Genomic DNA, 12713 nt, shown 5'->3' with positions numbered 1-12713 from the left:
ACAGCAACTGCGGCCAATTGGGCCGCAGTGCCTTTTTTGCCGTCCGGTTTCGGGAGTTCTCCATCCATGACTGATATTTCGCGCGACGCAGCCGCGGTGACCGGGGGCTACGCCTGGCAAACCCGCGCCGGTGCCACCCTGGTGAGCAAGGACCGTACGCTGTTTCACTTCTGGGCGCCCAGCGCCGACGCCGTGTCGGTGGTGCTGGAAGGCGGCATGACCATCCCCATGGAAGCCGAGCAAGACGGCTGGTTCGCGGTGGAGGCGCAGTGCGGTGCCGGCACCCGTTATCGCTATCAGATCGAAGATCTGCTGGTCCCGGACCCCGCTTCCCGCGCCCAGGCCGGCGATGTGCACGAGCCGAGCATCGTCATCGACCCCACCACCTACCACTGGCAGTCCGTCGAGTGGCAGGGTCGTCCCTGGCACGAAAGCGTCATCTACGAATTGCATGTCGGCACCCTGGGCGGGTTCTCGGGCGTGGAGAAATTGGTACCCCGCCTGGCCGCGCTGGGCGTCACCGCCATCGAACTGATGCCCCTGTCGGAATTCCCGGGCAGTCGCAACTGGGGCTATGACGGCGTCCTGCCCTATGCCGTGGAAGCTTCCTACGGCACCCCCGACGATCTCAAGTCGCTGATCGATACCGCCCACGGCCATGGCGTCATGGTCTATCTGGACGTGGTCTACAACCACTTCGGCCCCGACGGCAACTACCTGCACGCCTACGCCGAGCGCTTCTTCCGCGAAGACATCCATACCCCCTGGGGCGCCGCCATCGACTTCCGCCAGGATGCCGTGCGCCGCTACTTCATCGACAACGCCCTGATGTGGCTGATGGAGTACCGCTTCGACGGCCTGCGCTTCGATGCCGTCCACGCCATTGGCGACAAGGGCTTCCTCGAGGAAATGGCCGAGGAGATCCGCAGTACCGTCGAGCCGGGTCGCCACATCCACCTGATGCTGGAAAACGAGGACAACACCGCTACCCTGCTGGGCGGACAGCATTACGATGCCCAGTGGGCGGATGACTGGCACAACGTCATGCACCCGCTGCTGACCGGTGAGAACGAAGGGTACTACCAGGACTTCACCGAGGATGCGACCGCCAAGCTGGTGCGCTGCCTGGGCGAGGGCTTCATCTATCAGGGCGAGCCGACCCGTCATGGCAAGGCCCGGGGCGAACCGAGCAAGAACCTGCCCGCCTCGGCCTTCGTCATCTTCCTGCAGAACCACGACCAGGTGGGTAACCGCGCCTTCGGTGAACGCCTGACCCGATTGGCGCCGGAACCCGCACTGAAAGCCGCTACCGCCCTGCTGCTGCTCAGCCCGATGATTCCCTTGCTGTTCATCGGTGAGGAATGGGGCAGCCGTCAGCCCTTCCTGTTCTTTACCAGCCACAACGACGAGCTGGCCGAACTGGTCCGGGATGGTCGCCGCAACGAGTTCAAGGACTTCGACTTCTTCACCAGCGAAGAGCATCGCCAGCAGATCCCTGACCCGAATGCGCCCAAGACCTTCGAAGATTCCAAGCCCAATTTCGGCGAGGCCGATCAGCCCGACCATGGCGCCTGGCTTGGCCTGTATCGCGAGCTGCTGGAGATCCGTCGCCGGGAACTCTTCCCGCGCCTGGAAGGCGCCCGTGCCGAAGGTGCCGAAGCCCTGGCCGACCGTGCCGTGCGGGCACGCTGGAGCCTGGCCGATGGCAGCCGCCTGACCATCGAACTCAACCTGAGCGAGAACGCCGTGCAGGTCGACGAGGCGCCCCAGGGTGAATTGCTGCACAGCAGCGACGCGGCGGCGACGCCAGCCCGGCAGGACGGTCAGCTGGCTGCCCACTGCGCACTGGTCTGGCTGGAGAAACAGGCATGAGTGGAGATCGTCTGGAACAATTGGCCAAGGCCGCCGGTATCGCCATCGAATGGACCGCCTACGATGGCCAGCGCCAACGGGTGAGCCCCGACGCCCTACGCAATCTGCTCAAGGCCATCGAGCTACCCGCGGACAGTGACGCGGACATCGATGCCAGCCTGCGCAAGCTGGCCGAGGTCGGCGACAAGGATCACCTGCCTCCACTCCTCACGGCCGTGGTCGGTAAACCCGTCGGAACACCCGACCAGTTCAAGCGTGGCGTCCGCTATGAGGTGCAGTTGGAAGACGGCGAGCGCCTGGAGGGTCAGGTAGATGACCAGGGCCAGCTCGCGCCCATCAGTGCCGTCGGTTATCACCAGGCAGAAATCGGTGGTGAAGCCCTGACCCTGGCCGTTGCGCCGGAGCGCTGCTTCACCATCGCCGACGCTACAGGCGACGAGCAGGCCCGGCTCTGGGGCCTGGCCGTGCAGCTCTACAGCCTCAGACGCGACGGTGGCAGCGGTGCGGGCGATTTGCAGGGTCTGGTGCAGCTCGCCAAGGCAGCTGCCGGCAAGGGCGCCGATGCCCTGGCCATCAGCCCGCTGCACGCCATGTTCAGCGCCGATGGCAGTCGCTACAGCCCCTATTCGCCGTCGAGCCGGGTGTTCTTCAATGTGCTCTATGCCGCGCCAGAGCTGGTGCTGGGCGCCGAGCCCGTGCGTCAGGCCATGCAGCGCGCCGGCCTGCAGGCGGAAGCCGAGCGCGTCGAACAGCTTGAGCTGATCGACTGGCCGGCCCTGGCCAAGCTGCGGCTGCGCCTGCTGCGTACCCTGCACCTGGAGTTTCGCACCGCCGCCGGCACACTGCGCGAGCGCTTCGAGGCCTTCCGCCGCGACGGTGGCGAAGCCCTGGAGAATCACTGCCGCTTCGAAGCCCTGCATGCCTCCTTCACCCAGGGCGATGCCTCGCCGAGCTGGCAGCATTGGCCGCAGCAGTATCGCGACCCCAAGAATCCTGCCGTGGCTGAGTTCGCCGAACGCCACGCCCAGGACGTGGAGTTCTATGCCTTCACCCAGTGGCTGGCCAGCGAAGGGCTGTCCGCCGCCCAGAAGCAGTGCCGCGAATCGGGCATGAAGATCGGTCTGATCGCCGACATCGCCGTGGGCGCGGATGGGGGTGGCAGCCAGGCCTGGAGTCGTCAGGAAGAGCTGCTGGCTTCGGTCACCGTGGGTTGTCCGCCGGACCTGCTCAACCAGAAGGGCCAGGGCTGGGGCATTTCCGCCTTCTCGCCCACCGGGATGGTCAAGCACGGCTTCCGCGCCTTCATCGAGATGCTCAGGGCCAACTTCGCGCACGCCGGCGGTGTGCGCATCGATCACGTAATGGGCCTGCAACGCCTCTGGCTGGTACCCGAGGGCGCTTCCCCGGCCGACGGTGCCTATCTCTCCTACCCCATCGACGACCTGCTGCGGCTGGTCGCCCTGGAGTCCTGGCGCCATCGGTGCGTGGTCATGGGCGAGGACCTGGGCACGGTGCCCGAGGGGTTCCGCGAACGCCTGGCCGAGCGCGCCGTCATGGGTATGCAGATACTGCTGTTCGAACGCGACGACAAGGCCTTCAAGCCCGCCGCGGGCTGGTCGGACACCGCCATGGGGATGCCCACTACCCACGATCTGCCAACCCTCACCGGCTGGTGGCAGGGCCGTGATGCCGACTGGCAGGAAAAGCTCGGCCTGCTGCCCGACGGCACCACGCGCCAGGACCGGCTCGACGAGCGCGCCGAGGATCGCCAATACCTGGCCAAGGTGCTGAAGCTGGACGATACCCGCGAAAGCAATGTCGAACAGGCCGTCGACGCCGCCATCGAGTTCATCGGCCGCACCCCTGCGCCACTGATCATCCTGCCGGTGGAAGACGCCCTGGGTCAGCTGGAACAGGCCAACCTGCCCGGCACCACCAACGAACACCCCAACTGGCTGCGCCGCTGGGACGCTCCTGCGGAGCACCTGCTGGACGCAACCACCCCTGAACGACGCCTAAGCGTGCTGAGCACTGCCCGTAACAATCCGGAGAACACTCGATGAGTCGCTTGCGCGCTACCGTACGCCTGCAGTTCCACAAGGATTTCACCTTCGACGATGCCCTGCCCCTGGTCGATTATTACGCCAAGCTGGGCATCAGCCATGTCTATGCATCCCCCATCACCACCGCCCGTGCCGGGTCCGTGCACGGTTACGATGTGGTCGACCCGACCCGGGTCAACCCTGAGCTGGGCGGTGAAGAGGCGTTGCGTCGCCTGGTAGCCCGCCTGCGCGAGCACGGCATGGGCCTGATCGCCGACTTCGTGCCCAACCACACCAATGTAGGTGGCTCGGAAAACGCCTGGTGGCTGGACATCCTCGAATGGGGACGCCAGAGCCGCTATGCCAGCTTCTACGACATCAACTGGTACGGACCGGACCCGGATCTGCAGGGCCAGGTGCTGCTGCCCTTCCTGGGAGATGCCTATGGCAACGTGCTGCAGGCCGGCGACCTCAAGCTGGTGTTCGACGCCGAGCAAGGCGCCTTCCGCGTGGAGTACTACGCCCACCACTTCCCCATCAACCCGGGCACCTATGGCCAGATCCTGCGCGAGAGCGACCTGCCTCAACTGAGCCTCTTCGCTGATGCCTTCTCGGCGCGTGCCAAGGACCTGGAAGAAGCCCGCGGCGCCCAGCGCCAGCTGGCGGACGCCGCCAAGGACCCGGCTGTGGCAGCCGCCATCGAGAAAGCGGTCGCCGCCTTCGACGGTAGCCAGCCCGCCAACCAGGAACGCCTGCACGCCTTGCTGGAAAGCCAGCACTACCGCCTGGCCAGCTGGCGTACCGCCTCGGACGACATCAACTGGCGACGCTTCTTCGACATCACCGAACTGGGCGGCCTGCGCATGGAACGCCATGAGGTGTTCGAGGAAACACATTCGCTGATCTTCCGCCTCATCAGCGAAGGCCTGCTCGACGGCCTGCGCCTGGATCACATCGACGGCCTGGCCAATCCCCGTGCCTATTGCCGCAAGCTACGTCGCCGCGTGGACGACCTCTGCGCCAGCCGCAGCGGTGGTGCGCCGGAAGATGGCTTCCCCATCTATATCGAGAAGATCCTGGCCGACGGCGAGCAGCTGCGTGAAGGCTGGGGCATCGATGGCACCACCGGCTACGAGTTCATGAACGAGGTCTCGGCGGTGCAGCATGCCGCCAGCGGCGAAGCGCCCCTGCGTCAGTTCTGGGCCGAGCAGACCGGTCGTACCGAGGACTTCCTCGAAGAGGTACGGGAAGCACGGCGCCTGGTGCTCACCGGCGCCCTCTCCAGCGAATTCGAATCGGCCGTGCATACCCTGCACCTGCTGGCCCAACAGGACTGGCGTACCCGTGACACCAGCCAGGGCGCCATCCGCCGGGTGCTGCTGGAGCTGATCGTGCAGTTCAAGGTCTATCGCACCTATGCCGGCGCAGCCGGTTTCGTCGGTGCCGATGCCCAGTGGTTCGATACCGCGCTGGAAGCGGCCCGCCCCCACGTCAGTGAAGCGGAACAGCCGCTGCTGGAGCAATTGCGCGCCTGGCTGGGTGGCGATGCACCGCGGCACAAGCCGGTGGGCAGCGTGGCCCGTCGCGAACAGCGTCGCGCCATCACCAAGTTCCAGCAACTCACCTCGCCCATCGCCGCCAAGGCTGTGGAAGACACCGCCTGCTATCGTTCAGCCCCTCTGCTCTCGCGCAACGATGTGGGTTTCGATCCCCAGCATTTCGCCCAACCCGTGAGTGCCTTCCACAAGGCCAGCGGTTGGCGCGCCGAGCACTTCCCGCGCAACATGCTGACCACCGCGACCCACGACCACAAGCGCGGCGAAGACACCCGTGCGCGTCTGGCGGTGGTCTCCGAACGACCGGATGCCTATATCGCCCAGGTCAGTGGCTGGATGAATCAGGCGGCGCCCCTGCGTGGCCAGTGGAACGATGCTCCCGCGCCGACGCCGGGCGATGAGCTGATGCTCTACCAGACCCTGCTCGCCAGCTGGCCGCTGCACCTGGAAGCCGACGATCAGGCCGGCCTGCAGGCCTATCTGGAACGCCTGCTGCAGTGGCAGGAAAAGGCCCTGCGTGAAGAGAAGCTGGAGTCCGACTGGTGGGCGCCGAACGGCGACTACGAGGCAGCCTGCAAAGCCTTCCTGGAAGGCCTGCTGACCAACGACGACTACCGCGCCCTGCGCGGCGAGATCGTGACCGCCGTACGCGAACTGGCGCCTGCCGGCGCGCTGAACGGCCTGGTGCAGATGCTGCTGCGCAACACCGCGCCCGGCGTTCCCGACCTCTACCAGGGCGGTGAATTCTGGGACTTCAGCCTGGTGGAACCCGACAATCGCCGCGCCGTGGACTATGCCCCGCGCCAGCGGGCCCTGGCGCAACACGCCTCTGCCAGCGCGGCACTGGACGCCTGGCAGGACGGCGCGGTCAAGCAACAGGTGCTGGCCACCGTGCTGCAACTGCGCAAGCAGCAACCGCAGCTGTTCACCGAAGGTACCTACCTGCCGCTTACCGTAGCGGGAGCCCATGCCGATCAGGTGCTGGCCTTCGCCCGTACCTGGGAGCAGCACGCGGTGATCGTCATCGTGCCGGTACATGCCTCCGACCTGCTGGAAACCGCTGGGAAGCTCACCTTTTCTGCAGAGGCGTGGCAGGACACCCGGATAAAACTCCCGGAAACCTTGTCCATGTACCGTTTTGGGGAAACTTTTGCCCCTTCGTCTGTCCATGACCAGAAGAAAGAGCTTTCTGTCGGCGAGGTTCTGGCACGTTTTCCGCTTGGATTGCTCAGCACACAAGACATCACTCAAGGAGCCGCACCGCAATGACCCAAAAAGACGAACGCATCCAGCAGCTCGCCTATCAGATCTGGGAGTCCGAAGGACGGCCGGCCCACGAACATGATCGCCACTGGGAGATGGCGACCCGCTTGTACGAAGCCGAACAGGAAGGCGTCGCCAAGAAGACCGCTGCCAAGAAACCGCGCGCTGCCACGGCTGCAGCGAGCGCGGAAAGGCCCGTTGCAGGCAAGGCGCGCACCACTGGCAAGACCAAGAGTGGCAGCGAAAAGGCTGCCACCGAGGCCGCAGCCGCTGGTGAGTCGGTGACCGAGAAGGTCGAGTCGGCCGCCAAGAAGGTCGCCTCCAAGGTGAAGCAGGCGGTCAAGCCCAGTGCAAGCAAGACCACAGCCAGCAAGGCTAAAGCCGATGCCAATGTCGAGGCGACTGGCGTAGGTGTGGCACCTGCCACGCCGAAGAAGCCCCGCGCTTCCCGCGCCAAGTCGGCGACGGCCAAGCCCGCCGCCAGCGAGTGATGTGATGTTCGGCCTGGCCAATCGGCCAGGCCTTCCCCCTGCCGCCTCGCTGCGGCCTTCGTGCAACTGCCTTTTTCCTCATTTTTTCTTGAAAAAACAACGCTTTGTCGGTTAGCCATCAGGGCTTGGAACTGCGCTGCGTCGGGCCTTTCATATACAGGTAGCCGGATCTGTATCGATTCAGCCACCGGCAGGTATTGAGAGCCGAGTCAGAGCTACTTCCTTCCTAGCTATCCCGAGAGCGTCGAAATGACTTCAACTGATTCCAACAAGCCCTTAACCGAAGCGACCACTTTCATCAGTAAGTCCAAGTCTCGTGTTCGTGAAGGCCTGCCCTACCCCCTGGGCGCTACCTGGGACGGCTCCGGCGTGAACTTCGCCATCTTTTCCGCCAACGCCACCAAGGTCGAACTTTGCCTCTTCGACGATGAAGGCAAGGAAGAAATCGAGCGCATCGAACTGCCGGAATTCACCAACGAGATCTGGCACGGCTACCTGCCCGATGCTCGTCCTGGCACTCTCTACGGTTACCGTGTACACGGCCCCTACGAGCCGCAGAATGGCCATCGCTTCAACCACAACAAGCTGCTGATCGATCCCTACGCCAAGCAGATCGTCGGTGAGCTGGAGTGGAACGATGCCCTGTTCGGCTACACCATCGGCCATGCCGATGGCGATCTGTCCTTCGACGAGCGTGACAGCGCCCCCTTCATGCCGCGCTGCCGGGTGATCGACCCTGCCTTCACCTGGGGTAACACCACCCATCCGCGTGTCCCGCGTGATCGCACCGTGTTCTATGAGACCCACGTCCGCGGCTACACCATGCTGCACCCGGCAGTGCCCGAGAATGCCCGAGGCACCTTCTCCGGTCTGCAGGAAAGCGAGGTGATCGACTACATCAAGTCCCTCGGCGTGACCTCCGTCGAACTGATGCCGATCCACTACTTCCTCGACGACAACCACCTGCTGGAAAAGGGCCTGAGAAACTTCTGGGGCTACAACACCCTGGCGTTCTTCGCCCCGCATTCGCGCTACATGGCCAGTCAGTCCATTGGCGAATTCAAGGTGATGGTCGCGCGCATGCACAATGCCGGCCTCGAAGTCATTCTCGACGTGGTCTACAACCACACCGCCGAAGGCAACGAGATGGGTCCGACCCTCTCGCTCAAGGGCATCGACAACGCCAACTACTACCGCCTGATGCCCGATGATGCGCGCTACTACATCAACGACACCGGCACCGGTAATACCCTGAACATGAGCCACCCCTGCGTCCTGCAGATGGTGACCGACTCGCTGCGCTACTGGGCGACCGAAATGGGTGTGGACGGCTTCCGCTTCGACCTGGCGACCATCCTGGGCCGTGAGCCGGACGGCTTCGACGAAGGCGGCGGTTTCCTGCATGCCTGCCGTCAGGATCCGATCCTGGCCGAGACCAAGCTCATCGCCGAGCCCTGGGACTGTGGCCCCGGTGGCTACCAGGTCGGCAACTTCCCGCCCGGCTGGATGGAGTGGAACGATACCTTCCGCGACACCGCGCGTGCCTTCTGGAAGGGTGACGAAGACAAGATCGGCGATTTCGCGAAGATCCTCCTGGGCTCCGGCGACAAGTTCAACCGCCGTGGTCGCAAGCCCTATTCTTCCGTGAACTTCGTGACCGCCCACGATGGCTTCACCCTGGCCGACACCGTGTCGTACAACGACAAGCACAACGAGGCCAATGGCGAAGGCAACAACGACGGTCACTCCCATAACCTGTCGTGGAACTGCGGTGTCGAAGGCGAGACCGACGATCCGGAAATCATCGAGCTGCGCTATCGGCAGATGCGCAATCTACTGGCCACGCTGTTCCTCTCCCAGGGCACGCCCATGCTGCTGGCGGGTGACGAGTTCGCCCGTACCCAGGGCGGCAACAACAACGGTTACTGCCAGGACAGCGAAATCGGCTGGGTGAACTGGGAAATCAGCGACAAGAGTGCCGAGCTGCAAGAGTACGTGCGCAATCTGATCGACTTGCGTCGTCGCTATCCCCTGCTGCGTCGTAGCCGCTTCTTCACCGGTGCCTACAACGAGGAACTGGGCGTCAAGGACGTCACCTGGCTGCAGCCCGGTGGTACCGAGATGGGCGACGAGCAGTGGCAGGACGGCAGCAACAAGTGCATGGGCATCCTGCTTGATGGCCGGGCCCAGCCGACCGGCATTCGCCGCAAGGGCGCGGATACCTCGCTGCTGATTCTGGTCAATGCTCACTATGACGTGGTGGATTTCACCCTGCCGGAAGTCCCCATGGGCGAGCATTGGTCCCTGCAGCTGGATACCAATCAGCCTGACCTGGATACCGGCGACGTCTTCAAATTCGGAGAAACCTATCAGGTCACCGGACGCTCGGTATTGCTGTTCGAGCTGACCCAGACCAAGCGGAGGAAGCGCCAGGCATGACGAATGCGCAACAGGGTTTTTCGTTCAAGGTCCTGACCATCAACACGCACAAGGGCTTCACGTCCTTCAACCGCAAGTTCATCTTGCCGGAGTTGCGCGAAGCGGTGCGGACGGTGTCAGCGGACATTGTCTTCTTGCAGGAGGTGTTGGGCACCCACGAGAAACACCCGTTGCGCTTCGAGAACTGGCCGGCTGCGCCGCAGTACGAGTTCCTGGCCGATTCGATGTGGACCGATTTCGCCTACGGGCGAAATGCGGTCTACCCGGACGGCCATCACGGTAATGCGGTGCTGTCGAAGTTTCCCATCGTCAGTTACGACAACTTCGACATTTCCATCGCCGGTCCGGAAAAACGCGGGATGCTTCACTGCGTCCTGCGCATTCCCGATCAGGCCCTGGATCTGCATGTCATCTGCGTCCATCTGGGTCTGCGCGAGAAGCATCGCCAGATGCAGATGAAGCTGATCTGCGAACACATCAATTCCCTGCCCAGCGACGCGCCTGTCGTGGTGGCCGGGGATTTCAACGACTGGCGGCAAAAGGCCAATGACATCCTTGGCCAGGGCGCAGGCCTCGAAGAAGTGTTCATGAAGACCGCGGGACGGCTACCCAAGACCTTTCCGGCGAAGCGTCCCCTGCTCTGCCTGGATCGCATCTATACCCGCAATGTCAGTGTCGGTCGCCCACAGGTGCTGGGCAATCAGCCATGGTCGCACCTGTCCGACCATGCCCCCTTGGCTGCGGACTTCCATCTATGAATTTCGAATGGCGGGACGGAAACCGCATCGCCCTGCTGGAAAACGGCGAAGACTTCTTTCCACGGGTCTTCGAAGCGATCCGCGAGGCCGAGCGTGAAGTCATCATCGAGACCTTCATTCTCTTCTATGACAAGGTCGGCAAAGCCCTGCAGCAGGAGCTGGTAACCGCCGCCAAGCGTGGCGTCCAGGTGGACATCACCGTGGACGCCTATGGCTCTCCCGATCTGCCGCGGGAGTTTCTCGACGAGATGGTCCATGCCGGTGTCCGCTTCCGCTACTACGACCCGCGCCCGCTGGTGATGGGAATGAGGACCAACCTCTTCCGCCGCCTGCATCGCAAGATCGTGGTCGTGGATGCCCGGTTGGGTTTCATCGGTGGCATCAACTATTCCGCCGAACACCTGGGCGACTTCGGACCGGAAGCCAAGCAGGATTATGCCGTCGAGGTGGAAGGTCCCATCGTCGATGACATCCACCGTTTCGCTCGCGATGCCATCAACTCTCCCGAGGAAACCCACCGCTGGTGGGGCAAGCGCTCGCAGAAGCCGGCCAACAACCGCAATCCGGGCAATGCCCAGGCGCTGCTGGTATTTCGCGACAACGACGACCACCGTGCCGATATCGAGACGCACTACCTGGAGATGCTGCGCAACGCCAAGCGCGAGGTGGTGATCGCCAACGCCTATTTCTTCCCGGGCTATCGCCTGCTGCGAGAGATGCGCAATGCGGCGCAACGTGGCGTACGGGTCGTCCTCATCGTCCAGGGCGAGCCGGACATGGCCATCGTCAAGGTGGGCGCCCAGATGCTCTACAACTACCTGGTCAAGGCCGGAGTGGAGATCTATGAGTACTGCCTCAGACCCCTGCATGGCAAGGTGGCGACCATGGACGAGCACTGGTCCACGGTAGGATCGAGCAATCTCGACCCCCTGAGCCTGTCGCTCAACCTGGAATGCAATCTGATCTTTCACGACCACGCCTTCAACCGTGGATTACGCGGTCGCCTGGAATCCCTGATCCAGAATCACTGTGAGCACGTCGACAGCAACAAGGTGCCCAAGCGTACCTACTGGCACCTGGCCAAGACGATGCTGGTCTTTCACTTCCTGCGCCATTTCCCTGCCTGGGTCGGCTGGCTGCCCGGTCACACGCCCAAGATCGAACTGGTGAGCCCACCGGTTCAGCCCGAGCTCGAAACCCAGGACCGCGTGGACCCCACGATTTCAAGGTATCCCCAACGATGAGCAGCCGCAGCGACACCCTCGAACATACCGAGGGCGACGAAGACCATCAGCAGACCGCGGACAAGCCGCAGAACAGCCGCTGGGCCCTGGCCAAACGCATCCTGGCCTGGGTCTTCCTGATCGCGGTCATCGTCCTGCTGGTGATTTACGCCCGCAAGGTCGACTGGGGCGAAGTCTGGAAAGTATTCACCGGCTACAAGATCACTACCCTCGCCATGGTCGGGGGCCTGGTGGTGCTGTCGTACGTCATGTACGGCTGCTACGACCTCATCGGCCGCGCCTACTGCGGCCACAAGCTGGTCAAGCGCCAGGTGTTCCTGGTGTCCTTCATCTGCTACGCCTTCACCCTCACCCTAAGTACCTGGGTGGGTGGCATCGGCATGAGGTATCGCCTCTACTCAAGATTAGGACTTTCCAGCGGCACCATCACCCGGATCTTTTCGCTGAGCATCGCTACCAACTGGCTGGGCTACGTCCTGTTGGCCGGCGGTATCTTCGTCAGCGGTGTGGTGGACATGCCGCCCAACTGGTTCGTCGGCGATACCACCTTGCGCCTGATCGGCTTCGGCCTGCTCGCCTTCATCGTCTTCTATCTGGGGGTGTGTACCTTCGCCAAGCAACGGGAGTGGACGATCCGCAAGCAGCGTCTCGCCCTGCCCTCGCTGCGCATGGCCTGCCTGCAACTGCTGGTGTCGTCGGTCAACTGGATGGCCATGGCGGCGATCGTCTATCTCTTCCTCGGCCGCCAGGTGGACTATCTGCATGTGCTCGGGGTGCTGTTGCTGTCCAGCATCGCCATGGTCATCGTCCACATCCCAGCCGGTGTAGGGGTGCTGGAGACGGTATTCATCGCCCTGCTGGCCAATGACGGCCTCTCCCAGGGCAAGATCATCGCCGCCCTGCTTGGCTATCGGACGCTGTATTTCATCGTCCCCCTGCTTATCGCTGCCGTGCTTTACTTCGCCCTGGAAAGCCGCGCCAAGAAGCTCAAGCGCAGCAACGACCGCCGGGAAGAACGCAAGCAGCATGAACAGGGTGCACGCTGAAG

At 63.4% G+C, this 12713-nt stretch carries 8 protein-coding genes; all 8 read left to right on the top strand.

The features are described 5' to 3' along the window. The first annotated feature begins 66 nt into the window (after positions 1-66). On the top strand, positions 67-1872 hold the full coding sequence (treZ, locus tag ACUCV0_RS16460) for a malto-oligosyltrehalose trehalohydrolase (RefSeq protein WP_482213161.1): 1806 nt from the start codon (positions 67-69) through the stop codon (positions 1870-1872). Further along, complete coding sequence (gene malQ / locus ACUCV0_RS16455) at positions 1869-3935, top strand: 4-alpha-glucanotransferase (protein WP_482213160.1); 2067 nt, start codon at positions 1869-1871, stop codon at positions 3933-3935. The genes treZ and malQ overlap by 4 nt, the downstream gene beginning before the upstream one ends. After that, positions 3932-6739: a malto-oligosyltrehalose synthase gene (gene treY, locus ACUCV0_RS16450; RefSeq protein WP_482213159.1), complete on the top strand. Its 2808-nt coding sequence runs from the start codon at positions 3932-3934 to the stop codon at positions 6737-6739. Before malQ ends, treY begins: the two co-directional genes overlap by 4 nt. Beyond that, on the top strand, positions 6736-7224 hold the full coding sequence (locus ACUCV0_RS16445) for a DUF2934 domain-containing protein (RefSeq protein ID WP_482213158.1): 489 nt from the start codon (positions 6736-6738) through the stop codon (positions 7222-7224). Before treY ends, ACUCV0_RS16445 begins: the two co-directional genes overlap by 4 nt. A gap of 249 nt (positions 7225-7473) precedes the next feature. Continuing rightward, entirely contained in the window at positions 7474-9663 is a 2190-nt protein-coding gene (glgX, locus tag ACUCV0_RS16440; RefSeq protein WP_237140591.1) for a glycogen debranching protein GlgX, read from the top strand. Continuing rightward, positions 9660-10421 carry an endonuclease/exonuclease/phosphatase family protein gene (locus ACUCV0_RS16435; protein WP_059314772.1) on the top strand — a complete coding sequence of 254 codons (762 nt, stop codon included), beginning with the start codon at positions 9660-9662 and terminating at the stop codon, positions 10419-10421. The genes glgX and ACUCV0_RS16435 overlap by 4 nt, the downstream gene beginning before the upstream one ends. Next, positions 10418-11665 (top strand): cardiolipin synthase ClsB, encoded by a 1248-nt coding sequence (clsB, locus tag ACUCV0_RS16430; RefSeq protein ID WP_482213157.1) that lies wholly within the window; start codon positions 10418-10420, stop codon positions 11663-11665. The genes ACUCV0_RS16435 and clsB overlap by 4 nt, the downstream gene beginning before the upstream one ends. Beyond that, positions 11662-12711 carry a lysylphosphatidylglycerol synthase transmembrane domain-containing protein gene (locus ACUCV0_RS16425; RefSeq protein WP_482213156.1) on the top strand — a complete coding sequence of 350 codons (1050 nt, stop codon included), beginning with the start codon at positions 11662-11664 and terminating at the stop codon, positions 12709-12711. The genes clsB and ACUCV0_RS16425 overlap by 4 nt, the downstream gene beginning before the upstream one ends. Positions 12712-12713: the final 2 nt, after the last annotated feature.

The sequence above is a fragment of the Pseudomonas sp. VMV1 genome, from assembly GCF_056790235.1.
This window is presented reverse-complemented; position numbering and strand designations above follow the sequence as displayed.

Coding starts and splice junctions, on each gene's coding strand:
- treZ (WP_482213161.1), top strand. CDS start 67: ATGACTGATATTTCGCGCGACGCAGCCGCGGTGACCGGGGGCTACGCC.
- malQ (WP_482213160.1), top strand. CDS start 1,869: ATGAGTGGAGATCGTCTGGAACAATTGGCCAAGGCCGCCGGTATCGCC.
- treY (WP_482213159.1), top strand. CDS start 3,932: ATGAGTCGCTTGCGCGCTACCGTACGCCTGCAGTTCCACAAGGATTTC.
- ACUCV0_RS16445 (WP_482213158.1), top strand. CDS start 6,736: ATGACCCAAAAAGACGAACGCATCCAGCAGCTCGCCTATCAGATCTGG.
- glgX (WP_237140591.1), top strand. CDS start 7,474: ATGACTTCAACTGATTCCAACAAGCCCTTAACCGAAGCGACCACTTTC.
- ACUCV0_RS16435 (WP_059314772.1), top strand. CDS start 9,660: ATGACGAATGCGCAACAGGGTTTTTCGTTCAAGGTCCTGACCATCAAC.
- clsB (WP_482213157.1), top strand. CDS start 10,418: ATGAATTTCGAATGGCGGGACGGAAACCGCATCGCCCTGCTGGAAAAC.
- ACUCV0_RS16425 (WP_482213156.1), top strand. CDS start 11,662: ATGAGCAGCCGCAGCGACACCCTCGAACATACCGAGGGCGACGAAGAC.